This is a genomic window from Rubrivirga sp. S365 (genome assembly GCF_032248475.1).
GTDB classification, from domain to species: domain Bacteria; phylum Bacteroidota; class Rhodothermia; order Rhodothermales; family Rubricoccaceae; genus Rubrivirga; species Rubrivirga litoralis.
In genome coordinates this window covers 1428350-1450367 of sequence record NZ_JAVTTN010000001.1, presented here as the reverse complement: position 1 = coordinate 1450367, position 22018 = coordinate 1428350, and the positions used below count along the sequence as shown (strand labels likewise).

Genomic DNA, 22018 nt, shown 5'->3' with positions numbered 1-22018 from the left:
GCGGGGCGGTCCGACACAGCGAAAAGAGCCCGCCCCGCCCCGCCCACAGGCGGACGCCTCGGGCAGAGTCAGACGGTCTTCATGCGTGACCGGGGTTCAGGCCGAGCGGAGCGAGGAGTTCCCCTCCTGGTCAACCGCCAGGTCAGCGCAGCCAGGAGCGGTCAGGGGTGGTTGTCGAATCGAGCGCCCAGCTCCGACTCCGCGCACGAGGCACTCTGCCGCTGAACGAGGCGCGTGGCGCCCCGCCCGGCCGGGGGCGGGGCGGCCGGTCGCCCTACCTCGCGCCGTGGCCCCGCCCGACCTCCGCCCCCTCCTCGACCGCGTGCCCAGCGCGCAGGCCGTCTACCTGTTCGGCTCGCGCGCGGGCGGGGCGGGGCTGCGCGAGGAGGCCGCCGCCGATCCTGGGCTCGCGGACCAGACGCGGCAGGGCGCGGTCGTGCTCAACCTTCAGCGGGCGTGCCAGGCGGCCATCGACCTCGCCATGCGCCGCGCCCGCATGGGCGGGGCGGGCGTGCCGCAGACCAGCCGCGACGCCTTGGCTAACGCCGTCCCTTCGGGGTCCGCCTCCTCGTCAAGGCCGGCAGTCTCCCCGCCCCGCTCGGGGACCGGATGCAGCGGATGGTCGGGTTCCGCAACGTGGCCGTCCACGACACCCCCGGAGGGGACGGCGCAGCCAACCAGGCCGTCAGCCTGCCCATCGTCCGGGCCATCGTGGCGGACCACCTGGGCGACTTGGCTGCGCCGACCTGACGGGTCGAGGCGTTCGTGCGGTGGGCGCTCCAGGACTGAGCCGCCCCGCCCGCGCGGGCGGGGTGGTGAAGCGGCCCGACCGGAGCCGCCCCGCCCCCACGCGAGCGGGTCGCCGGACTACGGGTGGGGCGGCTACCGCCGGACCTCGTACCGCTCCAGTTCCTCGGCCGCGTCCGCGTTCTCGAACACCTCGCGAGCCTCGGCCACGAGCGGGGCGGCGTCGGTGTAGCGGGCCGAAAAGTGCGTGATGAGGAGCCGCCCCGCGTGTGCGTCGCGGGCGACCTCGGCCGCCTGCCGCGCCGTCGAGTGGCCGACGTCGGCGGCCCGCTCGGCGTGCTCGTCGGTGAACGTGGCCTCGTGCATGAGGAGGTCGGCGCGGTCGGCGAGGGCGCGGCCGCCGTCGCAGGGGACCGTGTCGAGGACGTAGGCGAAGGCGGCGCCCGGCTTGGGCGGCCCGACGAGCCCGTCCGGCGCGAGTGTGCCCCCGCCCTCCAGGTCGACGGTCTCGCCGCGTTTGAGGGCCTCGTACTGCCACCCCTCGGTGACGCCGGCCGCGCGGGCGCCCTCGCCGTCGATCGACCCCGGCCGCTCCTTTTCCTCGTACCGGAAGCCGGCGCAGAACACGCGGTGCTCGAGCGGCCGCGCCTCGATCGTCACGTGCTCGTCCTCGTACACGACGGCGTGCTCGAAACCCTCCTCCAGTTCGACGTAGCGGATCTCGTAGGGGCCGCCGTCGCCGAACCCGGGGATGGCGCCCAGGATGGACGCGAGCCCGGGCGGCCCGACGATCGTCAGCGGGTCCTCGCGCTCCAGGAGCGCCAGCGTGGTGAGGAGGCCGGGGAGCCCGAAAAAGTGGTCGCCGTGGAGGTGCGTGATGCACACGGCGTCGAGCCGGCCCCGCGTGAGGTCGCCGCGGACGAGCTGGAGCTGGCTCCCCTCGCCGCAGTCGAACAGGACGCTCCGCCCCTCGCGGCGGACGACGGTCCCGGCGAGGTGGCGGGTCTTGGTGGGGAGCGCGGAGCCGGTCCCGAGCGGGACGACGTGGAACATGGGGGCGGGGCGGAGAGCGGCGGGGCGTCAACCGGGGCGGGGCGGCGGGGGTCCCGCGGCGAGCGTCCTGAGGCGGCAGTCGGGGCGGCCCTCCCCGCCCTCGCCGCGGGCGGGGCGGCAGCGGGCGGGGCGCGTTCGGGAACTCGGGGGGCGGGGCGGCGCGTGGTGCGAGCTTCCCCCCCGCCCCGCCCCGACCGCCCCGCCCATGCCCATCGACCCGACCGACCCCGCCGCCGTCGGCGCCCTCTCCGACGCCTACGGGCGGCTCCGCCGCGAGGTCGGCCGCGTGGTCGTGGGCCAGGAGGCCGCCGTCGAGGGGCTCGTGGTCGCGCTGCTCGCGCGCGGGCACGTCCTCCTCGTCGGCGTGCCCGGGCTGGCCAAGACGCTCCTCATCCGCACGCTGGCCGACGCGCTCGACCTCTCGTTCAGCCGCGTCCAGTTCACGCCCGACCTCATGCCCGGCGACATCACCGGGACCGAGGTGGTCGACGAGGACCGCGAGACGGGGCGCCGGAGCTTCCGCTTTGTCCAGGGGCCGATCTTCGCCCACGTGGTCCTGGCCGACGAGATCAACCGGACGCCGCCGAAGACGCAGGCGGCGCTCCTCGAAGCCATGCAGGAGCGCCAGGTGACGGCGGCCGGCCACCGCTTCGAGCTGCCCGACCCGTTCTTCGTGCTGGCGACCCAGAACCCGATCGAGCAGGAGGGGACGTACCCGCTGCCGGAGGCCCAGCTCGACCGCTTCATGCTCAACCTGTGGCTGGACTACCCGCCGTTCGCCGACGAGGTTGCCGTGGTCAAGGCCACGACGGGCGACGTGCGGGGCGGGGCGGAGCCCGTGCTCTCGGCCGAGGACCTCGCCGCGTTCCAGGCCCTCGTCCGCCACGCGCCCGTCGCCGACCACGTCGTCGAGCACGCCGTCCGCCTAGTGTCGCGGACGCGGCCCGGTCGCGAGGGCGCGCCCGACTTCGTGACGCAGTACCTGTCGTACGGGGCCGGGCCGCGTGCGAGCCAATACCTCGTGCTGGGCGCCAAGGCGCTCGCGCTCCTCGACGGCCGCGTGACGCCGCTCGCGGCCGACGTCGACCGGATCGCGGTCCCGGTCCTCCGCCACCGGATCGTGACCAACTTCAACGCCGAGGCCGAGGGCGTCTCGGCCGTCGACGTGATCGGGCGGATCGTGGGGCTGGGGGAATAGAGCGGGAAGCGGGAAGCGAACGTGCGGCCGCCCCGCCCGAGCGGTGGGCGGGGTGGGACCGTAGGGGCGACCGGCGGTCGCCCGTGGGCGGGGCACGGCACGCCGCCCCGCCCGCACCGCCCGTGGGCGGGGCGGGGCGGGGCGGCAACCGTAGCGGCGTTGCACGCAACGCCGTCGGGCCGCGGCACCGCCATCAGGCACCACTCCGCCCTTCGAGTCCGTCCGCGCCATGAGCGGGGCGAATGCGACCGCCGGTCGCCCGTCCGCGCACGGCGCGTGATGCGGGGCGGGGCGGGGCGGCATCGGGCGGGGCGGTGCCAGGCCGAACCGCCCCGCCCTCGTCGCAACCACCCCTAGCCCCTCCTGACCAGGAGGGGGACTACCGCCGCTCCTCGTAGACCTCGGTGTCGTCTCGGGCGCCCCTCTCCGTGGGTCCGCCCGCGGCCCTTGCCCTGAGCGGCGCGCCCGGGAAACCCCCGTCGGCACCAAAACGCGAGGCGGGGCGGACCCTCCCGGCGCCGCGCGCCTTTGGAGCTTCACCCTCCCCACCCCGCCCATGCCCGCGCTCCCCCAGACCGCCGCCCTCGACAGCTCGCTCGCCTTCATCAGCGACCCCTACCGCTTTATCGCCCACGAGTGCCACCGCCTCGGGACCGACGCGTTCGAGACGCGCCTCATGTTCGAGAAGGCCATCTGCATGACGGGGCCGGAGGCGGCCCGCCTGCTCTACGACACGGAGCGGTTCGAGCGGCGCGGGGCCATGCCCGGGCTCGTCGTGCGGACGCTGCTCGGGAAGGGCGGCGTGCAGGGGCTCGACGACGCCGAGCACCTCCACCGCAAGACGATGCTCATGTCGCTCATGACGCCGGACCGGATCGAGAGCCTGGCCGACCAAACCGCCGCCGAGTGGACCGCGGCCGCCGAGCGGTGGGCGGGGCGGGACGAGGTCGTCCTGTTCGACGAGGCGTGCGAGGTCCTCGCGCGCGCCGTCTGCGCGTGGGCCGGCGTCCCGCTCCCCGAGGACGACGTGGACAAAAGGACGCGCCAGCTCACGCTCCTCTTCAACGGGGCCGGGTCGATCGGGTGGCGGCACGTAGCCTCGCGGATCGCGCGCAAGCGGGCCAACGCGTGGGCCGAGGGGCTCGTCGAGGACGTTCGCGCCGGGCGGCTCCAGCCGGCCGAGAACACGGCGGCCCACGTGATCTCCTGGCACCGCACGCTGGACGGGCAGCTGCTGGACGCCCACATTGCGGGCGTCGACCTGCTCAACATCCTCCGGCCCGTCGTCGCGATCGCCGTCTACGTGGCGTTCATTGGCCACGCGCTCCACGCCCACCCCGCCGTCCGGGACGCGATCGCCGGCGGCGCGGGCGACGCCGCCGCCGAGCGGTTCGTCCAGGAGATCCGCCGCGTGTACCCGTTCTTCCCAGCCGTGGCCGCCCGCGTGCGGCACGACTTCACGTGGGAGGGCTACACCTTCCCCAAGGGGCGGCGCGTGATCCTCGACCTCTACGGGACGGACCAGGACCCGCGCACGTGGGACGACCCGGAGGACTTTCGGCCCGAGCGGTTCAAGAGCTGGGACGAGAGCCCGTTCAACTTTATCCCGCAGGGCGGCGGCGACCACTTCGAGAACCACCGCTGCGCGGGCGAGTGGATCACGATCCGCTTGATGAAGGAGACCTCCCGGTTCCTGGCCGGCCTCCCGTACCGCGTCCCCGAGCAGGACCTCCAGGTCGACTTTTCGCGCCTGCCGGCGCTGCCGAAGAGCGGGATGGTCCTCCGCGACGTGGGCCGCCCCGCCCCGGCCGCGCAGGCGTAGCGGCGCGATTGCGCGGTCGCCGGAGCCGCCCCGCCCTCAACGGCGGCTCTGACGTTCATCCCCCTCCCCGCCCTTTGGGTCCGGCACTTCCCCGGTGGAGGAGGAACTCGTCCCGAACCGCTTCCGGGTTCGCACGGGCGGACCCGACGGGCGGGGTGGCTCGCCGTGGCGCGGGGCGGGGCGGGGCGGGGCGGGTGCAACCGGCGCCGCGGGCGCGAGTACCCGCCGCCCCGCCCTCCGACCCCGCCCGATGCTCGACCTCCGCGACCGCTTTGCCACCCCGCCCCCGCCCGCCGTCGAGCTCCGGGCGTTCACGCACGGGCTCATGCCGCGGACCGTGCCGGCCATGATGCAGGCGTTCTGCGACGACTGGGCCGAGCGCGGCGTCGACGCCTGGAACCGCGTGCCCGACCGCTGGGACCTGGGGACCGACGTCGGGTGGTGGTCGCTGCCCGAGGCGCTCGGCGACCGCTGGCTCGCCCCGCTCCTCGGCGCCGAACCGGGCACGTGCATCCTCCAGCCCAACGTGCACTGGACGGTCCAGTGCCTCCTCTCGTGCGACGAGCCCTTCGAGGGCGAGGGCGGGGCGGGGCGGACCGAGGTGGTGCTGACGGACGCTGAGTTCCCGTCGGTCCGCCACTCGGTCCAGCGGTGGACCGGGCTCCGCGACGTGCGCCCGGTCGAGGTGGCCGCCGGGGCGGACGGGTTCGTCGACGTCGACGCGGTCTGCGACGCGGTGACGGACCGGACGGCCTGGGTGGTCGTGTCGCACGTCGGGTTCGCGACCGGCGAGGTCCTGACCGACGACGCCCTCCGCCGGATCGCCGACGCCGCCCACCGCCACGGCGCCCTGTTCGCCATCGACGGCTACCACGCGACGGCGTCGGTCGTGGTCGACGCGGCGGCGCTCGGGGCCGACGTGTACTTCGGCGGGCTCCTCAAGGAGGCGTGCGGGTCGACCGGGAACGCCTACCTCTGGGTCCGCCCCGGGCTCGACCTCCGCCCGCGCCTGGCGGGGTGGCTCGCCGACGCCGACCCGTTCGCGTTCGCCGACGCGCCGGCCGACCACCCGTCGGTCCGCCGGCGGTTCCTGGCGGGGACGACGGCCGTGGCGTCGATGTACCACGCGGTCGAGGGGCTCCGCGTGCTGCTGGGCGAGGGCATCGCGGCCGTCCGCGCCGACACGCTCGCCAAGGGCGCGCGCGCCATCGAGCGGGCCGAGGCGCTGGGTCTCGGCGTCCGCTCGCCGCGCGAGGCCGAGCGGCGCGGGGCCATGCTCGTCCTCGAGGTCGAGCACGCCGACCGCCTGGCCGCGTGGCTCAAGTCCCAGGACGTCTACGCTGATAGCCGGAAGGGCCGCGTCCTCCGCCTCGCCCCGTTCGTCTGGAACCCGCCGGCCGACGTCGACCGCGCGTTCGACGCCGTCGACGAGGCGCTGCGGACGGGCGCGCACATGGAGTACGAGGCGCCGGCCGAGGGCGGCCCGGTCACCTAGAAGACCCCCCGGGCGGGTACGGGGTACCGGGTACGAGGTACGGTCCGATTCCGCCTCGGCGCTCGCGTACCTCGTACCGAGTACCCCGTACCTCCCCGAACCTAGGCGGGCGGGGCGGATGGAGCCGCCCCGCCCCGATTCTACCCGCCCCGTTACGAATGCGTGCTCGGCGGAGACGGGCGCCCGGCGCACCGGGCGGGGCGGACGGAGCGCCGGAAACGAGCGCGAACGCCGTTTGACGGGGCGTAGCGGGACTGTGGGGGTTCCCTCAGCGCCCCCTGAAGGCCGTCGGCGGCGGCAGGGGGCGGGGCGGGCGGGCCGTGGCACCGGGCTTGCAGAAGGGGGAATCGTCGCTCGACGCGGCCTCTTCCCTCCCACCCGGCCCGCCACACCCATGACCTCTTCGCTCCAGGACGCCGTCGAACGCTACGTCGTCGAACGAGACGCCGAGACCAGCCACGTCGACGAGCACGCGCGGGCCGTCGCCGTCGCCGCCCTCCCGCTCGTCCGCTCGCTGGCCCGCCGCATCACGCTGCCCGACCACCCGCTGGCCACCTACCGCGACCTCGAGAACGCGGGGATGCTCGGGATGCTCCAGGCGCTCGGGTCGTACGACCCCGACCGCGGGACGCCGTTCGCGTCGTTCGCCTTCGGCCGCATCCGCGGCGCCCTCGTCGACTTCCTGCGGACCATCGACTGCCTCTCCCGCGACCGCCGCCGCCGCGTGGCCGAGGCGTCGCGGACGGCCGAGGTGCTCAGCCAGGAGCTCGGGACCGAGCCGCGCGCGGCCCAGGTCGCCGGCCGGCTCGGCGTGAGCGTCCGGTCCTACAACCGGCTCCTCGGCGACGCCCAGCAGCGGTTCGCGCTCTCGCTCTACGACGGCGGCGACGACCGGCCTACGCCGCTCGACGTCGTCGCCTCGCCCGACGCCGAGCCCGCCGACGCCAGCGCCGAGGCCGCCTCGACCAACGGGTTCGTGGGCGCGCTCGTCGGGCGGCTCCCCGAGCGTGAGCAGCGGATCGTCCACCTGTATTTTTTCGAGGGCCTCACGCTCCGCGAGATCGCCGGCGAGTTCCACCTGACCGAGGCCCGCATCTCGCAGGTCCTCTCGAAGACGCTCCGCACGCTGCGCGGCCAGTTCGAGACCCACCGCGTGGCCGCCTAGACATCCACCGCCCCGCCCCCGCAGGCCGTCCTCGGAGGCGGCGGGCGGGGGCGGCACCGAGTCCCCAAAGGGGAGAGAGAGAGGCGGGCCGAGGCTCGGGGTTCGCCCCGCCTCGGCCCGCTTTTTTGTGGGGAACGGGGAACGGGGAACGGGGAACGGGGAACGGGGAACGGGGAACGGGGAACGGGGAACGGGGAAGATGACCGCCCCGCCCCACGGATGCCAGGGCACCACGTAGCGCCGTTGCATGCAACGGCGTCGGGCGGGGCACCGGGCGGGGCGGACGTCGGGCGGAACCGTCCCGCCCGCCCGACGACCACCCCTATCCCCTCCTGGCTGCGCCGTCCCTTCGGGGTGGCCAGGAGGGGGACTGCCGCCGCCTCGGGACGATGTCCTGCCGTCCCTGGCCGCCCCGCCTCCGGGTTCACCCCGCCCCCGCCGGGTTCGCCGCCCGCCCCACGGGCGGGGCGGCACTGGGCGGGGCGGCAGCGGGCGGGGCGGCGCTGCCCCCGAGCCCACCCCGCCTCGGGTTCGCCACCCGCTTCACGGGCGGGGCGGCCAATCGGCGTGCCCCACCCCGCCCCTCTGCCCGTTCCCATTTCCCTATTCCCCGTTCCCGGCGAGCCGAGCGAGCCCCCACCCCGCCCCGCTCGTTTTTTCCCCGGGGCGCCACACGGCGCGGGCTAGCTTCCGGGTTCCCTGAGTCGAGCCGGCGCTGCCGGCGCCTAGCGCTTGCGGCGACCGCCGCCCCCCAACCCCCGCGCACGCGGAGCGAGACATGGCCGGAGTGATGAACAGCATTCGAGAGCGGGCCGGCGGCGTGCTCGTCGGCGTCCTCGTCGTCGCCTTCGGCGGCCTGTGGGCGCTCCAGGACTCGGGCGCGTTCGACAACGTCGGCCGCGGCCGCGACGGGCGGACGATCGGGACGGTCGACGGCGTCGCCATCGACGGCGAGCTGTTCAACAACGCGGTCCAGCAGCAGGTCCAGGCGTACCAGGCCCAGGGCGTCCCGGTCTCAAACGGGCTCCAGGCCCAGATCGAGAACCAGGTGTTCGACGCCCTCGTCGACAACGCGCTCGTCGAGCGCGAGATGGACCGGCTGGGCATCCAGGTCACCGACGACGAGGTCTACGAGCTCATCGAAGGACCGAACCCCGACCCGCTCATCCTCCAGGTGCTCGGCGACGGCCAGGGCGGCGTCGACCGGGCCGCGCTCCAGCAGGTCGTCGAGGACCCCCAGTACACCGAGCAGCTGATCGCCATCGAGGAGCAGGTCCGCCGGAACCGGCGCCAGGCCAAGCTCGCCGCCCTGATCGGCGCCTCGGCCCGCGTCTCCGACGCCGAGGTCGACGCCGCGTTCGTCCGCCAGAACCGGCGGGCCGGCGCCGAGTTCGTCGCCCTCCGCTACGCCGACGTCCCCGACAGCGAGGTCCAGGTAAGCGACGACGACCTCCGCGACTACTACCGCACGCACGAGGCCGACTACGAGCGGCCGGCCACCTACGCCGTCGAGTACGTGGCCTTCCCGAAGACGCCGACGGCCGAGGACTCGGCCCGGGCCACGGACGAGCTCCGCGGCCTCGTCGCCGACTTCCGCACGGCACCCGACCCCGTCTCGTTCGCGCGGCGGAACTCGTTCGGCGGCGAGGTCGCGGCCCAGTACGTCGGCGCCGGCGACCTCCCGGCCGCGCTCGCGACGGCCGTGTTCCAGAACCCGACCGCCGGCCGCGTCGTCGGCCCGGTCGTCGCCGGGGGGCAGGCGTACGTCGCCCGCATCACGGACGTCCGCCCCGCCAGCGAGTCCTCGCTCCGCGCCCGCCACATCCTGCTCCCCGCCGGACAGACCGAGCGCGCCCGCGAGGTCAAGCAGCAGATCGAGTCCGGCCAGCTCTCGTTCGAGCAGGCCGCCCGGCGGTTCTCGACCGACGAGAGCAACAAGGACCGGGGCGGCGAGCTCGGGTGGTTCGGGCGCGGCCAGCTCAACCCCGAGTTCGAGCAGGCCGCCTTTGCCGCCCCGCTCGGCCAGGTCGTCGGTCCGGTCGAGACGCCCTACGGCGTCCACCTGATCGAAGTCGAGGACCGGGCCGACCAGGAGGTCGAGCTCGTCCGCGTCTCACGCCCCGTCGAGGGCGACATCGACCGCGTGATGGGCGAGGCCGAGGACTTCCAGGCGTTCCTCGACCTCGAAGACCAGGACTTTGCCGAGGCCGCCCGCGAGCGCGGGACCGCCCCGACCGAGACGCAGATCCAGGCCGACCAGATCGGGATCCCCGGCCTCGAAGTTGGCCGCGAGCTGAACCGCTTCCTCCGCCGCGCCTCCGAAGGCGCCGTGTCGGACCCGATCGACGCCGGCGACAGCTTCATCGTCGTCCGCCTCGTCGACGAGCGGCCCGAGGGCGTGGCCCCGTTCGACGAGGTCCGTGACCAGATCGAGTCGGCCGTGCTCCTCGACAAAAAGGAGGCCGTCCAGAAGGACCGGCTCCAGCAGGCGCTCGCCGCCGGCTCGCTGCCCGGCATCGCCCAGGCGGCTGGGACGGACGTCGAGCGGGCATCGGACCTGTCGCTGGCCGACCCGGTCGTGCCGCAGTTCGGGCGCGAGCCGCGGGCCGTCGGCGCCGCGTTCGGGCTCCAGCCCGGCCAGCGGAGCGGGGTCATCGGGGGCGACCAGGCCGCGTTCGTCGTCCGCACGACGTCGCTCGTCGGCGGCACCGACGCCGAGCTGACGCCGGAGCTCCGCGAGCAGATCCGGCAGCAGCTCCTCCAGCAGAAGCGGCAGCGTGTGCTCCAGGCGTGGCTCGAAGGGCTCCGCGAGGACGCCGAGGTCGAGGACTTCCGAGACGACCTGCTGTAAGGAGGGATGCGGAATGGAGGGATGAGGAGGCATCCATTTTCGCCCCTCTGCTCATCCCTCCGCTCCTCTATCCCTCCCCATCCCTCTCGCCCTCTCGGCCAGGGCGGGGCGGTCCGGTTTCATGCCCCCCGCCCCGCCCCAGGCGTAGACGGCGACGGGCACCATAAAGCCGGGGAGCGTCCGGCGGAGCGCGGCCCGCAGGCCGTCCGCGTCGGGCGGGGTGGCACTCGTGGTGCGCACGAAGGCGGCGGGGCGGTGCCCGAAGTCGGCGTCGGGGACGGGCACGACGACGGCCTCGGCGACGCCGTCGAGCGCGAGGAGCGCGGCCTCGATGGCTTCGGGCTGCACGTTCTCGCCGCCCGACACGAACAGGAGGCCGCGCCGGCCCGTCACGACGAGGCGGCCGGCACCGTCCAGGTGCCCGAGGTCGCCGGTCGCAAACCACGCGCCGGGCGGGGCGAGGCCGTCCGGCCCGAGGTAGCCCGCGAAGAGGGCCGCCCCGCCCACCTCGATCTCGCCGCTGGCGGCGACGCGGAGCGCGCGGCCGTCGAGGACGTCGCCCGACGTGGCGAGGGCGGGGCGGTCGGCGCCGGCCGCCGTCGCGGTGACGGTCGACGTCATCTCGGTCAGCCCGTACGACGTGGCGACGGGCAGGCCACGGGCGGCGGCCTCGTCCAGCAGGCTAGCTGGGATCGCGCTGCCGCCGAGGAGCACGGCGCGGAGGCTCGCGGCGCCGCCAGCCGCCCCGCCCAACGCGTCCAGGAGGCGGCGGAGCTGCGTCGAGACGAACGAGGCATGCGTCGGCCGCAGCACGCGGACGGCCTCGGCCGTGCTCATGCCCTCGCCGGGGAGAACCATCGCAGCGCCTTCGAGCGCGCACCGGACCACGACGCCCAGCCCGCCGACGTGGTACAGCGGGAGGTCGAGGAGCCAGCGGCCGTCCGCCCCCAGTCCAAGGCGCCGGTTCACGCCGCGCGCGCTCGCCACGTGGTTGCCGACCGTGTGGAGCGCCGCCTTCGGCACGCCCGTCGACCCCGACGTATGGACGACGGTGAAGGGGGGGTGGGAAGTTCTGGGTTCAGGGTTCGAGGCCCGGGCGCCCCCCCGCCCCGCTTCCGCTCCGACGCCTCCCGCCCCGCCCCCCTGTAGCGTCGTTGCATGCAACGACGTGGTCGAGGATGCCACCGTGGACTGGGCGACCTCCCCCACCCCGCCCCGCTCCTCTGCCCCGCCCCGCCCCGCCTGCACGAGCGCGTCGAGTGGGGTGGCGTCGAGACCGGCCGGCGCGCCGTCGGAGCCGTCGACCACGAGCGCGTCCAGGCCGAGACGGTCGAGCGCGTCGGCGACCGCCGCCGCCAGCCAGCGCGTCGAGAGCGGGACGAGCGTCCGCCCCGCCCGGAGCGCGGCGAGCGTCAGCACCACGAGCGCCGGCGAGGTGTGGGCGCGCACGGCGAGCGGGGCGGCGCCTTGCCACACGTCGGGCGCCCGGGGCAGGGCGGCGAGTCGCGCGGCGCAGGCGCCGACGCGGGCGTCCAACTCGGCCCACGTCCACACCGCGTCGGGCGTGACGAGGGCGGGCGCGCTGGGGCGGGCGCAGGCGTGGTGGCGGACGGGGTCGGTCACGGGATGCGGACGGCGGGCGGGGCGGCGAACAGGGCGGGCAGGTCCACGCGCGGACGGTCGAACGGGAGAGCGGGCACGACGTCTTCCACAAGCCAGCGGTACGTGTCGAGGCCGGCCGGCTCGGCGCCCGTCGCGGCGGCGATCGCGGCGACGCCCCGGAGCCCGACGCCGCTCTCGAACGACGCGCTGAGCACGGCCCGCACGCCGACGGCACGCGCGGCGGCGGCGAGGCGGAGCGCGGCCGCGAGCCCGCCCACGAGCGTCGGCTTGAGGACGGCCGCCGCCGCCCAGCCCCTCACGTGCGCCGCCCCGCCCGGCTCCTGGAGCGTCTCGTCGAGCGCGACCGGCAGGCCCGTGTCGAGCCACAGGGCGGGGTGGTCGCCGGGGTCCGGCGTCGGCTCCTCGACGTAGTCGAGCGGGACGCCCTCGACGGCGCGGGCGAAGGCGCGCGCCTGGTCCGCCGTCCACGCCCGGTTGGCGTCCAGGCGGAGGGCCGCCCCGCCCAGGGCTTCGCTCACGGCGCGGGCCGTCTCGGCGTCGTCCTCGACGGCCTGCCGCCCCACCTTGAGCTTGGCCGCGGCCCAGCCCTCGGCCGCCAGCCGCCCCGCGTGAGCGACGACGGCCTCGCGGTCGCCCATGAGCAGCCCGTTCAGCGGGAGGACGACCGGCGGATCGGGGTGGAGCGCCTGCGGGAGCGTCCGGCCCAGGTCCTGCGCGATGAGGTCGGCGAGCGCGAGGTCGAGCGCGAACCGGGCCGACGACGGCAGGCCGGCGGCGTCGAGCGCGGTGTGGAACGGGCCGTCCGGGCGGAGCACGTCGCGCGCGTCGAGGTCGCGGCCGTCGAGGGCGGGGAGGAGCGCGCGGAGGGCGGCCTCGGCCTCGGCGACGGTCTCGCGGCTGAACCCGGGGAGCGGAGCGGCGTCGCCCCACCCCGCCCGACCGCGCTCGTCGTGGAGGCGGAGCAGCACGCCCTCGCGCGTCTCGCGGCGCTCGCCGTTCCACACGACGGGGTCGGCGAGCGGGAGCCGGTAGGGGTAGAGGTCGAAGGCGGTGACGCGCATGGCGGAGTGATGAGATGCCTGATGCCCTGGCCACTTTCGCTGCGGCCGCTGCATGAGGTGTTGTTTGTTAACCTTCCTGCTCCTCTCCCGACGAACGCTTCCGCCCCGCCCATGAGCTTTGCTGATCGGCTCGCAGCCCTCGCCCAACGCGCGCCCTCCCTGATCGACCACCTCGCCACCGAGGAAGCGACGAAGAACGCGCTCGTCATGCCATTCATCGCTGCACTCGGATACGACGTGTTCAATCCGCAAGAGGTTGTTCCCGAGTTAACAGCAGACGTGGGCGTCAAAAAGGGTGAGAAGGTGGATTACGCGATCAAGCAGGATGGAGAAGTCATCGTTTTAATCGAGTGCAAGACCGCGGGGGTGAACCTGAGCGAGGCCAACATGAGCCAGCTCTTCCGCTACTTCACCGTCACGAAGGCTCGGATCGCCATCCTCACCAACGGCGTCTACTACAGGTTCTACTCAGACCTGGAGGAGCCGAACAAGATGGACTCGCGGCCCTTCCTCGAACTCGACCTGCTCGACCTCCGCGAGCACCACGTTGCCGAGGTCATGAAGCTGGCGAAGGGATCCTTCGACCTCGACCGGATGCTCGACGCAGCGAGCGAATTGAAGTACCTCCGGGAGCTCCACAAGGTGTTGGCAGATCAGTTCGAAGACCCGGATTCGGACCTTGTTCGCTTTCTCTACCTCAAGGTGAACCCCGACGGTCGATTCGTCGCCAGCGTCCGCGAGCAGTTCAGTACGCTCGTTCCGAAGGCGTTCCAGCAGTTCATCAGTGAACGCGTCAGCGGGCGCCTTCGAACAGCTCTGGCCCAAGAGGACGTCGTGGCGGGGCGGAAACAGGAAGAGCCGGCTGCTGACAACGAAGCGGAAGACGAGGAGAGGGGAGCAGAGACAGAAACCACGGCGGAGGAAATCGAAGGTTTCCACATCGTCAAAGCCATCGTTCGCGAAGTTGTAGACGCAGATCGGATTGCCCATCGTGACACAAAGTCGTACATGGGAATCCTGCTTGACGACAACAATCGCAAGCCGATTTGCCGCCTCCACTTTAACTGGACACAGAAATACCTCGGCTTGCTTGATGCTGACAAAAACGAGACGCGGCACGAGCTAAAGACGATCGACGACATCTACCAGTTCTCCGACCAGCTGAAGGAGACTGCACGCCGATACGACTCGTAGCTCTGGATATCAGACTGGGTGCGCGGGCGGGGAGGTCACGTCAGCGCCCAGCCCAGCGCGAAGGCGACCGAGTACAGGAACAGCAGGCCCGCCGTCTTGCCCAAGAGCGGGTTGAGGACGGCCGGGTCGTCCGACACCGCGAGCGTCCGCCCCAGCCGGCGGCCGAGGACGGCCACGAGCGCAGATGCTGCGAGCACGCCGACGTGGTCGCGCGAGACGAGCGCGAGCGCGGCCGGGACCACGAGCGCCCCCGACAGGCACGCGTTGTAGAGCCGGACCCCGAAGCCGCGCCCGAACCGGACCGCCAGCGTCCGCTTGTTTGCCGCCCGGTCCTCCTCGACGTCGCGGACGTTGTTGGCGATGAGGATGGCCGTCGCCAAAAAGCCCGGCCCGAGCCCGGCGATGGGGACCCACGTCGGGAGGTCCAGCGCCTGCACGTAGTACGTGCCCCCGACCGCGACCGGGCCGAAAAAGACCAGGACGAACAGGTCGGCCAGGCCCGTGTAGGCGAGCGCGTAGCGGCCGGCCGTGTACGCCACGCCCGACGCGATCGAGACGAGGCCGAGCGCGAGCACCGGCCACCCGCCCCGCCAGATCAGGAAGCCGCCGGCGGCGACCGCGAGCGCGAACGCGACGGCCGCCGCCGCGCGCATCTGGCCGGCCGTGACCGCCCCGCTCGCCGTCGCCCGGCGCGGACCTTTGCGGGCCTCGGTGTCGGCGCCGCGTACGAAGTCCTCGGCGTCGTTCGAGTAGTTGGTCCCGATCTGGATGAGGACGGCGCCCGCCAGCGCGCACGCCGCGGCGAGCGCGTGGAACGCGCCGGCCTCCCACGCCAGCCCGATCCCGACGAGGACCGGCGCGATCGCCGCCGGCAGCGTCTTCGGCCGGGCGGCCTCCAACCACAGACCCACGCCGGCGGGCGGGGCGGGCGTCGGGGGCGGGGCGGTCAGACGAGCCACAGCTCCAGGCGGTCGAGGAAGGCGTCAAGGGCGGGGCGGTCGGCCCGCTTCACCTTCAGCGTCAGCGCACCGTTCGCGGCGCCCGGAATCTCCGTCACGCGCTCCATCGGCCGCGTGCGCAGCGTGAGCGTGTCGCCCCAGAACCGGCGCGTGTGGCGGATCTCCTCCAAATCGGTCATGTCGAAGCTGTAGGTGCGGACCGTCTGCTTGAACGTCGGCAACGGCCACACCTGGACCTCCACGACGATGTCGTCCCCCTGGAGTCGGATCGTGCCCTGCCCCTTGAAGTAGCCGCCGCGCAGGTCGAACGTGGACTTGGCTTTGAAAGGAACGCTCTTCATGGAGGATCGGGACCGCCCCGCCCATACGCGCGGGGGCGGGGCGGAGGTTCGGACCACCCCGCCCAGACGACGGGGCGGGGCGGCCGGGCGGATCGCCACGCCCGAAGGCGGACACAACGAGCCGTGTCCCTACGGGTGCTCCCACCGAGCAGGGCGGCGTGGGGGCGGGGCGCCCGACGCGCCGAAACGGACGCAGAGGGCGGGGCGGCCACCCCGCCCACCACTCGCTACTCATCACCCGCTACGGCCGGTAGCCGTCGGCGTCGAAGTCCGGCGCGCGGCGTTCGAGGTAGGCGTTGCGGCCCTCCTGCCCCTCCTCGGTCATGTAGAACAGCATGGTCGCGTGGCCGGCCAGCTCCTGGAGCCCCGCCCCGCCGTCCTCGTCGGCGTTGGCCGCCGCCTTGATCATGCGGATCGCAATGTTCGAGTTGGCGAGGATCTCGCGGCTCCACTGGACCGTCTCGCGCTCCAGGTCCGCGAGCGGCACGACCGTGTTGACGAGGCCCATGTCGAGCGCCTCCTGAGCGCTGTAGGGCCGGCAGAGGAACCAGATCTCGCGGGCCTTTTTCTGTCCAACGATCCGCGCGAGGTGGGCCGTCCCGTAGCCGGCGTCGAACGAGCCGACCTTGGGGCCGGTCTGCATAAAGCGCGCGTTGTCGCTCGCGATCGTCAGGTCGCAGACCACGTGGAGCACGTGGCCGCCGCCGACGGCCCACCCGTTCACGGCCGCGATGACCGGCTTGGGCATCTTGCGGATCCGCGTCTGGAAGTCGAGCACGTTGAGCCGCTGCGTGCCCGTCTCCGCCCCGCCCTCGACCTCCTTGTAGCCGTGGTCGCCGCGGATACGCTGGTCGCCGCCGGCGCAGAACGCCTGGTCGCCGGCGCCCGTCAGCACGAACACGCCGACGGAGGGGTCGTCGCGGGCGTCGTCGATGGCCGCGATCATCTCGGTCACGGTCGTCGGCCGGAACGCGTTGCGGACCTCGGGCCGGTTGATCGTCACGCGCGCGATGCCGGCCGTATTGGTGCCGGCCGCGCCCTTCTCGTAGACGATGTCCTCGAAGCCCCCGACGCGCTCCCACTCGAAGGGGCCGGAGACGGTGGGGCGGTCAGTCGTGTGGTGGGCGTTCTGTTCGGCCATCAGGAGAGGAGGGACTGGAGGAGGGCGGCGAGGTCGGAGGGCCGCTCGGCGGCGACCATGTGCCCCGCCCTGCCCAGGATCACGGGCTCGACCGGACCCGCCCCGCTCGGGCGGGGCAGGCGCTCGGACATGGCGTGCGCGAGGGCGACGAACTTGGGGTCGAGCGCCCCCGCTACGGCCGTCGTCGGGGCGGTGATCCCCGCGAGCGCGCCCCAGTGCGACGGCTGCGCGCCCGTCCCCATGCCGCGGAGCGAGCGGCCCAGCTCGGACGCGTCGTTGTGAGCCGCGCGGTCGGCCACGAGGCGGTCGCGGAGGGCGGGGTGGAGGCTCGAAAAGAGCGGCATCCGGTACCACGCCCAGAGGAAGCCGGGCAGGTCGCGGGCGACGGCGACGGCGCGTTCGGCGTCGAGGCGCCGGCGCGCGGCCCGCTCCGCCTCGGTCTTGAGCCCCGGCGAGCCGGACACGAGCACGAGCCGCCGCACGCGGGGCGCGTGGCGCACGGCGAGGTGCAGCGCGAGCCGCGCGCCCATCGAGTAGCCCACGACGTCGACCGCCCCGCCGGTTTGCGGTCCGCCCACGCTAGCGAGCACGCGGTCGGCGGCCCCGTCCATCGTGTAGTGGCCGTCGTCCAGGCCGACGGCCGCGCCGTGCCCGGGCAGGTCGGGCGCGCGCACGTCGCGGGCAGGGAGGCGCGCGCGGACGGCGTCCCAGTCGGCCCCGCGCCCGAGGAACCCGTGGAGGAGCAGGACGGGCGGCCCCGCCCCGCCCGCGGGCGGGGTGGCGTCGGGCGGGGCGGTCACGTGTCGTCCCCGGCGAGCGCGGCGTCGACGGCCGCGGCGGCGGCGGCCTCGATCCGGCGGCGGAGCGCGGCCTGCTCCTCGCGGTCCGTCCGCACCTCGATCAGGGCGGACGCGCCCGAGCGGACGGCCCCGTCGAGCGCGGCCTCGAACGCCGGCATCGTCTCGGGCCGGTGGTACGCGAGCCCCACCTGGCGCGCGGCGTCCTCGAAGCCGAGCCCGTGGGGCGTCCCGAAAAAGCGCTCGAAGGTGTCGCTGTCGAGTTCCCCCACCCCGCCCGCGGCGACCGGCAGGCGGTGGAAGATGCCGCCGCCGTCGTTGTTGATGACGACGACGACGACGGGCGGGCCGGTGCGGAGGAGCGCCAGGCTGGTCTGGTCGTGGAGCAGCGCGAGATCGCCGGTGAGGAGGACGGCCGCCCCGCCCCGCCCCCGCACGTAGCCCGCGGCCGTGGCAACGGTCCCGTCGATCCCGCTCGCCCCGCGATTGGCGACCGCCATCACCTCGGGTCCCCGGTCCGTAACAGCGTACGATTCGAGGTCGCGGACCGGCATAGACGCGGAGGCGACGAGGGATACGAACGGGCGATCCCCCTCTGGCAACCCCGTCTGACGGGACACGCTGCGGGCGACGGCCGGCTCAGACAATCCGCTCGCGCCGCCGATCACCCGTTCAAGCACCTCACCGACCGCGGCCGAAGCCCGACCCCACGTTTGTTGCCAGCGAGTCGACTCCTGACGCGGGCCGAACGGCCAGACAGGGAGAGCCTCGCCTTCCCCGAGGTCCACTCGGTGGGTGACGAGCGCGTCGGCGTCCGTCCGGTCCCGCTCTGGACCGACCAGCACATACGTCGCCGGCTCCGACTCGCGGAGGTACTGCCCGAGCCGCTTCGAGACAAGCCGCCCCCCTAAGTGGACGACGGCCTCGGCAGGGCCGCGACGGCGGAACGACTCGCTCGTCAGGACTAAGTCGGCGTAGGGGACGGGCCGCTCCCAGTGCGAGGCGCCCACACGGAGGCCCGGCGACCGGAGGTCGGCCAGGAGGGGCCATCCCAGGCGCCACGCGACGTCGTCGGCGTCGAGCGAGGCGCCGTAGCCCGCGACGACCACGCCCCGCTCGACGCTTCGTAGGCGCTTTGCCAGTTGGTCGAACTCGGTCTGTGGTTGTCCGCCGGGCCACACCCGGCCGACCGGCTCGGTGAACCTCTGCGACAGGAGGCCGCTCCCCCACCGCCCCACCCCGCCCAAATACGCCGCCGCGTCGGTCCCGTCCGGCTGCGCCCCCAGCGGCTCGCGGAACGGGAGGTTGAGGTGGACCGGCCCGGGCGGGGCGGTCGCCCGGTGCGCGGCGTGAGCCGCCGTCGAGAGCACCCACCGCGCCGGCACGTCCGCCGTGGGGACCGGCCAGTCGAGCGACCACCGCGCGACGTCCTGGAAGATCGGCGGCTGGCGGACCGCCTGGTTCGCGCCCGTCTCGCGCAGCTCCGGCGGCCGGTCGGCCGTGAGGAGCAGCATCGGCACGCCGTCAGCGTCGGCCTCGACGGCGGCGGGGAGCAGGTTGGCGACCGCCGTCCCGCTCGTCGTGATCACGGCGGCGGGGCGGCCGGTCGCGCGGCCCCACCCCAGCGCCACGAACGCGGCCGCCCGCTCGTCCCAGTGCACGAGCGCCTCGGCCCGCGGGTTCTGCCCGACGGCGACAGCCAACGGCGTGCTCCGCGAGCCGGGGCAGACGACGAAAAAGGTCGTCCCCTGGCGGACCAGCTCTTCGACCAGAAGCCCCGCCCACAGGTGGTTGACGTTGGGCGCAGACGCGAGGTGAGAGAGCACGGGCGGGGTGGCGAAGACAACCGCCCCGCCCTCGTGGGGCAGCCGCAGGGACGCGGCTCGCTGCGTGGGCGGGGTGGGACGGGCGACGGAGCAGACCACCCCGCCCACAGCGCGCGGGCGGGGCGGGGCTCCTACGACTCGGCGCGGTCGGTGAGCCCGAGCACGCGCGCAAAGTCGCCGATTTTGTGCTCGATCTCGGCCCACTCCGCCGCCGGGTCCGACCCGACGACGATGCCGGCCCCGGAGTAGAGCGAGAGCGTGCGGCCCTCGACCAGACCCGAGCGGATGCCGACGGCGACCTCGGCCGCCTCCCGCCCCGCCCCGTCGCGCCCGACCCAGCCGACGGGGCCGGCGTAGAGCCCGCGGTCGAACGGCTCCAGGCGGTCGATGGCGTCGAGCGCGAGCGGGGTGGGCGTGCCGCCGACGGCCGGCGTCGGGTGGAGGGCGCGGAGCACGTCGAGCGCGCCGACGCCGTCGGCGAGCGTGCCGCGGAAGCCGGTGTAGAGGTGGCGGCCGCGCGCGAGCGTCATGGCCGAGGCGTCGCCGTCGTCGTCGAGCGACACGGTGAGCGGGGCGAGCGCGGCCGCGATGCGCTCGCGGACGTAGCCGTGCTCGCGGCGGTCCTTCTCGCTCCCCATCAGCTCGTCGCGGAGCCGGTCGTCGTCGGCGTCGGACGCCGCGCGCGGGCGCGTCCCGGCGACGGCCTCGGTCTCAACGGTCCGCCCATCGAGGCGGAACAGGCGCTCGGGCGTCGCAGTGAGGAACGCGGCCGGCGCGCGGTCCGCCCCGCCCGCCTCGACGAGCGCGTGGAAGCACCGCGGCGTGGCCGCCTCCAGCCGGCGGAGAAGCGCGAACGGGTCGACGGCCTCCTCGAAGGAGAACCGCGCGCGCCGCGCGAGGACCACCTTCTGGAGCGGGCCGGCGCTAGACAAGGCGCCCAGCGCCCAGCGGAGCATGCGGCCCCAGTCGGCCCGGTCGGGGTCGTCGCGGCGCATGAACGGGAGCGGGAGCTCGGCCGTGGCCGGCGCCGCGCTCGGGCGGAGCGCCTCGACGGCGGCGCGCGCGGCGTCCGGCGCCTCGCCCGGCGCCAGGTGCACGGCGACCGACGCCGCGCGCCCGTCCGTTCGATACTCCACGCGGGGGAGCACGAACCGGACCGCCCCGAACGGCGCCCACTCCGCCCCGCCCTCGGCGCGCGCGTCGAACCGGGCCGTCGCCGTGAGGCGCGCGTGGGCGGGGAGGGCGCCGAGGAGCCGGCCGAGCGGGGCAGCCACGGCCTCCAGCGTCAGCCCCTCAACAACGGCCGCGGCCCCGACGGACGCCCGCGCCTCGGCCTCGCCCCGCCCGCGCCAGTACGCCCGGTGCGGCCCGGCCTGCGCCTCCAGCCACCCGAGCGCGTCGGCGGGCGGGGCGGGCGCCTCGGCGCGGAGGACGGAGCGGCCGTCCCACGAGCGCAGCGCGTCGGCGAGGGCGCGGCGCAGCGGGGAGAGGGCGAGCGGGGTGGGGGCCGTGTTCGACACGCGGGCGGGGAGCGGCGGGGAGATCAGGAGCTACCTGAGCTGGAGGCTTCAGGTTTCAGAAAAAAATGAAAGCAACACGCGTTCCACTCTCCCCCGCCCCGCCCTGGAGCCTCTGCGATAGGTTCGGCGTCCTCGATCTGAGGCAGCGGCTTCGAGCACCCTTCGGGTGACGGGGTGCCGGGTACGAGGTACGGCCTGAGAGGGCTTCCCGGGCCGCGTACTCTGTACCCTCTCGAAGCGTGCTTTGGGACGTTGCGCCCACCGCCCCGCCCGCCGCGACCTTTTCCCCCGCCCCGCATGAACAAGCCCCCGATCGGACCGGCCCCCGGTAAGCGCGCCCACGTCGAGGCCATGTTCGACGAGATCGCCCCGCGCTACGACCTCCTCAACCGCGTGCTCTCGTTCGGGATCGACGTATGGTGGCGGAAGCGGGCCGTCGCCCTGCTTCGCGCCGGGCTGGACGGGCCGCCCCGCCGCCTGCTCGACGTGGCGACGGGCACGGCCGACCTCGCGATTGAGGCGCTCGCGCTCGGCCCGCAGGAGGTGGTCGGCGTCGACATCTCGGAGGGGATGCTCGCCGGCGGGCGCGACAAGCTCCGCCGGCGCGGCCTCGACCGCCGCGTCCGGCTCGTCCAGGGCGACGCCGCCGACCTCCCGTTCGACGACGGCGCCTTTGACGGGGCACTCGTCGCGTTCGGCGTCCGCAACTTCGAGGACCTGGGTGCCGGGCTCCGCGGGATCCGCCGCGTGCTGCGGCCGGCCGCCCCGCTCGTGGTCCTGGAGTTTAGCCACCCGACGGCGCCGGGCGTCCGGCAGGGCTACGAGGCGTACTCGAAGCACGTGCTCCCGCGCGTGGGCCAGGCCGTCTCGGGCTCGGCCGAGGCGTACGAGTACCTCCCCGAGTCGGTCGCCGCGTTCCCCGACGGCGAGGCGTTCCTGGACGAGATGCGCGCGGCCGGCTACCGCGGCGTCCTCGCGCGCCCGCTCACGTTCGGGATCGTCAGCCTCTACCGCGGGACGGCATGAGGGGAGGGATGGGGGATGGAGGGATGAGCAGAGGGCGGGGCGGCGCGTTGCCCACGGGTTCTCCACCCAGCCTCCGACCCTGGGCGCCATCCTGTAGCGGCGTTGCATGCAACGCCGCGACGCCAAGGCCACCCCGCCCGCGCCTCGTCCCCAAGACGGACCGCCCCGCCCACACGCCTGCGGGCGGGGCGGCCGTCTC

17 protein-coding genes are annotated in these 22018 nt (G+C 74.5%); 8 read left to right on the top strand and 9 right to left on the bottom strand.

Annotated features, from left to right (window positions below):
- Positions 1 to 609 precede the first annotated feature (609 nt).
- Positions 610 to 750 carry a hypothetical protein gene (locus tag RQM47_RS06335; protein WP_311661948.1) on the top strand — a complete coding sequence of 47 codons (141 nt, stop codon included), beginning with the start codon at positions 610 to 612 and terminating at the stop codon, positions 748 to 750.
- Positions 751 to 882: 132 nt separating this feature from the next.
- On the opposite strand, the gene rnz is transcribed toward RQM47_RS06335, so the two are convergent.
- Positions 883 to 1800, bottom strand: coding sequence for a ribonuclease Z (rnz, locus tag RQM47_RS06330; RefSeq protein ID WP_314007995.1), 918 nt, complete (start codon positions 1798 to 1800; stop codon positions 883 to 885).
- A gap of 205 nt (positions 1801 to 2005) precedes the next feature.
- Between rnz and RQM47_RS06325 the strand changes: the two genes are divergently transcribed.
- The 5 genes from RQM47_RS06325 to RQM47_RS06305 all read left to right on the top strand — a co-directional run bounded on the left by RQM47_RS06325 (position 2006) and on the right by RQM47_RS06305 (position 10331).
- On the top strand, positions 2006 to 2998 hold the full coding sequence (locus RQM47_RS06325) for an AAA family ATPase (RefSeq protein WP_314007992.1): 993 nt from the start codon (positions 2006 to 2008) through the stop codon (positions 2996 to 2998).
- A 556-nt stretch (positions 2999 to 3554) separates the two neighbouring features.
- Positions 3555 to 4820 (top strand): cytochrome P450, encoded by a 1266-nt coding sequence (locus RQM47_RS06320; protein ID WP_314007989.1) that lies wholly within the window; start codon positions 3555 to 3557, stop codon positions 4818 to 4820.
- A gap of 250 nt (positions 4821 to 5070) precedes the next feature.
- On the top strand, positions 5071 to 6315 hold the full coding sequence (locus tag RQM47_RS06315; protein ID WP_314007987.1) for an aminotransferase class V-fold PLP-dependent enzyme: 1245 nt from the start codon (positions 5071 to 5073) through the stop codon (positions 6313 to 6315).
- Between the two features lie 394 nt (positions 6316 to 6709).
- The gene (locus RQM47_RS06310) at positions 6710 to 7480 is read left to right on the top strand and encodes a sigma-70 family RNA polymerase sigma factor (protein WP_311661939.1); all 771 of its coding nucleotides are present in this window, start codon (positions 6710 to 6712) and stop codon (positions 7478 to 7480) included.
- Between the two features lie 790 nt (positions 7481 to 8270).
- The gene (locus RQM47_RS06305; protein ID WP_314007985.1) at positions 8271 to 10331 is read left to right on the top strand and encodes a peptidyl-prolyl cis-trans isomerase; all 2061 of its coding nucleotides are present in this window, start codon (positions 8271 to 8273) and stop codon (positions 10329 to 10331) included.
- A gap of 51 nt (positions 10332 to 10382) precedes the next feature.
- On the opposite strand, the gene RQM47_RS06300 is transcribed toward RQM47_RS06305, so the two are convergent.
- Together RQM47_RS06300 and menC are read right to left on the bottom strand one after the other, a co-directional pair.
- Entirely contained in the window at positions 10383 to 11954 is a 1572-nt protein-coding gene (locus RQM47_RS06300) for an AMP-binding protein (RefSeq protein WP_314007982.1), read from the bottom strand.
- Positions 11951 to 13015 (bottom strand): o-succinylbenzoate synthase, encoded by a 1065-nt coding sequence (gene menC / locus RQM47_RS06295; RefSeq protein WP_314007980.1) that lies wholly within the window; start codon positions 13013 to 13015, stop codon positions 11951 to 11953. Before menC ends, RQM47_RS06300 begins: the two co-directional genes overlap by 4 nt.
- A 111-nt stretch (positions 13016 to 13126) precedes the next feature.
- On the opposite strand from menC, the gene RQM47_RS06290 reads away from it, so the two are divergent.
- Complete coding sequence (locus tag RQM47_RS06290; RefSeq protein WP_314007977.1) at positions 13127 to 14209, top strand: type I restriction endonuclease; 1083 nt, start codon at positions 13127 to 13129, stop codon at positions 14207 to 14209.
- 35 nt (positions 14210 to 14244) lie between these two features.
- Here RQM47_RS06290 and RQM47_RS06285 read toward each other — a convergent pair whose 3' ends face one another.
- From RQM47_RS06285 to RQM47_RS06260, 6 genes are all read right to left on the bottom strand, one after another.
- The gene (locus RQM47_RS06285; protein ID WP_314007973.1) at positions 14245 to 15168 is read right to left on the bottom strand and encodes a 1,4-dihydroxy-2-naphthoate polyprenyltransferase; all 924 of its coding nucleotides are present in this window, start codon (positions 15166 to 15168) and stop codon (positions 14245 to 14247) included.
- The gene (locus RQM47_RS06280; RefSeq protein ID WP_314007970.1) at positions 15156 to 15509 is read right to left on the bottom strand and encodes a hypothetical protein; all 354 of its coding nucleotides are present in this window, start codon (positions 15507 to 15509) and stop codon (positions 15156 to 15158) included. Before RQM47_RS06280 ends, RQM47_RS06285 begins: the two co-directional genes overlap by 13 nt.
- A 241-nt stretch (positions 15510 to 15750) precedes the next feature.
- Complete coding sequence (menB, locus tag RQM47_RS06275) at positions 15751 to 16650, bottom strand: 1,4-dihydroxy-2-naphthoyl-CoA synthase (protein WP_314007967.1); 900 nt, start codon at positions 16648 to 16650, stop codon at positions 15751 to 15753.
- The gene (locus RQM47_RS06270; protein WP_311665375.1) at positions 16650 to 17450 is read right to left on the bottom strand and encodes an alpha/beta fold hydrolase; all 801 of its coding nucleotides are present in this window, start codon (positions 17448 to 17450) and stop codon (positions 16650 to 16652) included. Before RQM47_RS06270 ends, menB begins: the two co-directional genes overlap by 1 nt.
- The gene (gene menD / locus RQM47_RS06265; RefSeq protein WP_311665377.1) at positions 17447 to 19273 is read right to left on the bottom strand and encodes a 2-succinyl-5-enolpyruvyl-6-hydroxy-3-cyclohexene-1-carboxylic-acid synthase; all 1827 of its coding nucleotides are present in this window, start codon (positions 19271 to 19273) and stop codon (positions 17447 to 17449) included. Before menD ends, RQM47_RS06270 begins: the two co-directional genes overlap by 4 nt.
- 131 nt (positions 19274 to 19404) lie before the next feature.
- Complete coding sequence (locus RQM47_RS06260) at positions 19405 to 20793, bottom strand: isochorismate synthase (protein WP_311665379.1); 1389 nt, start codon at positions 20791 to 20793, stop codon at positions 19405 to 19407.
- A 297-nt stretch (positions 20794 to 21090) separates the two neighbouring features.
- On the opposite strand from RQM47_RS06260, the gene ubiE reads away from it, so the two are divergent.
- Entirely contained in the window at positions 21091 to 21819 is a 729-nt protein-coding gene (ubiE, locus tag RQM47_RS06255) for a bifunctional demethylmenaquinone methyltransferase/2-methoxy-6-polyprenyl-1,4-benzoquinol methylase UbiE (RefSeq protein ID WP_311665381.1), read from the top strand.
- Positions 21820 to 22018 lie beyond the last annotated feature (199 nt).

Coding starts and splice junctions, on each gene's coding strand:
- RQM47_RS06335 (WP_311661948.1), top strand. CDS start 610: ATGCAGCGGATGGTCGGGTTCCGCAACGTGGCCGTCCACGACACCCCC.
- rnz (WP_314007995.1), bottom strand. CDS start 1,800: ATGTTCCACGTCGTCCCGCTCGGGACCGGCTCCGCGCTCCCCACCAAG.
- RQM47_RS06325 (WP_314007992.1), top strand. CDS start 2,006: ATGCCCATCGACCCGACCGACCCCGCCGCCGTCGGCGCCCTCTCCGAC.
- RQM47_RS06320 (WP_314007989.1), top strand. CDS start 3,555: ATGCCCGCGCTCCCCCAGACCGCCGCCCTCGACAGCTCGCTCGCCTTC.
- RQM47_RS06315 (WP_314007987.1), top strand. CDS start 5,071: ATGCTCGACCTCCGCGACCGCTTTGCCACCCCGCCCCCGCCCGCCGTC.
- RQM47_RS06310 (WP_311661939.1), top strand. CDS start 6,710: ATGACCTCTTCGCTCCAGGACGCCGTCGAACGCTACGTCGTCGAACGA.
- RQM47_RS06305 (WP_314007985.1), top strand. CDS start 8,271: ATGAACAGCATTCGAGAGCGGGCCGGCGGCGTGCTCGTCGGCGTCCTC.
- menC (WP_314007980.1), bottom strand. CDS start 13,015: ATGCGCGTCACCGCCTTCGACCTCTACCCCTACCGGCTCCCGCTCGCC.
- RQM47_RS06290 (WP_314007977.1), top strand. CDS start 13,127: ATGAGCTTTGCTGATCGGCTCGCAGCCCTCGCCCAACGCGCGCCCTCC.
- RQM47_RS06280 (WP_314007970.1), bottom strand. CDS start 15,509: ATGAAGAGCGTTCCTTTCAAAGCCAAGTCCACGTTCGACCTGCGCGGC.
- menB (WP_314007967.1), bottom strand. CDS start 16,650: ATGGCCGAACAGAACGCCCACCACACGACTGACCGCCCCACCGTCTCC.
- ubiE (WP_311665381.1), top strand. CDS start 21,091: ATGAACAAGCCCCCGATCGGACCGGCCCCCGGTAAGCGCGCCCACGTC.